We start from the raw sequence: 1066 nt of genomic DNA, 5'->3' as shown, positions 1-1066 counted from the left end.
TAGTATCCGGAATCAGAGCTGAGTGATACGGCGGCCTTTGAAACGGCGTTGACGGACCTTTTTCTTGGTCCAGACAAAGGGCTCGGCTTTGTCGTTGTAGGCGTTGACGTAGGCATCGATGTGCTCCTCAAGCTGCTTGAGGCTTGTGAAGGAGGAGCCGCTGAGCGACTGGCCCTGCAAGATTGAGAACCATACCTCGACCTGATTGAGCCAGGACGCACTGGTCGGCGTGAAATGGAATTGCACGTTGGGATGGGCCTTGAGCCAGTCCTCATTCTTCTTGTGGGTGTTGAGGTTGTCCAGGATGACGTGAAGCTTTCGGTCCGGAAAGGCCGCGGTGAGGCTGTTCATGAAATCGAGAAACTCGACACGGCGACGGCGTTTTGAATGCGTAGCGATGATCTTTCCGGTGGCGACTTCGAGCGCCGCAAATAATGTTGTGGTGCCATGCCGTTTGTAATCGTGGCTCTGGCCGGTCAAGGCGCGGCCATTGGGCAACTTCAGATAGCCCTGCGCTCGCTCCAAAGCCTGGATCGATGGCTTCTCGTCCACGCATAGCACAATAGCCTTCGCCGGCGGGGCGACGTAAAGGCCAACGACATCGGCGGCTTTGGCCGTAAAGTTCGGGTCGCTGCTCTCACACCAGGACTTGCGGGCCGCGAGGTCAATCTTGTGGCTGCGCAGGAACCGCCAGACATATTGGACGTCAACATCGCCCAGCGCCTCGGCCAGCAGAGGGCCGGTCCAGCGCGCAAACCCTTGCGGGGGCGGCTTATCCAACAGCTTCAGAATCCGCTTGTCGGTCGTCTTGGTATAGATCGGCTGCTTGCCGGGCCGCGGCTTATCTTGCAGCCCTTCAAGGCCTTGGTCGGCATAGCGATGCCGCCAAAGGCTGACAATCCGCGGTTGCACCCCAACTTCCTTCGCGATCGACCGGGTGCTGCGCCCATCCGCCGCCAACAGGACTATCCGCGCCCGCTTCAAATCGCGCTGCAATGTCACCGGTGAGCGACAACACGCCTCAAGCACCTTGCGATCTTTCCTCGAAAGGTGGACTTCTCTTGCT

At 58.8% G+C, this 1066-nt stretch carries 1 protein-coding gene; it reads right to left on the bottom strand.

Annotated features, from left to right (window positions below; genetic code table 11):
• Positions 1-12 precede the first annotated feature (12 nt).
• Positions 13-1066: IS630 family transposase (locus FXB38_RS39830; protein WP_148756356.1), on the bottom strand; the 1054-nt coding region annotated here is incomplete at its 5' end.

The organism is Bradyrhizobium cytisi, from assembly GCF_008123515.1.
GTDB lineage: Bacteria > Pseudomonadota > Alphaproteobacteria > Rhizobiales > Xanthobacteraceae > Bradyrhizobium > Bradyrhizobium cytisi.
This window is presented reverse-complemented; position numbering and strand designations above follow the sequence as displayed.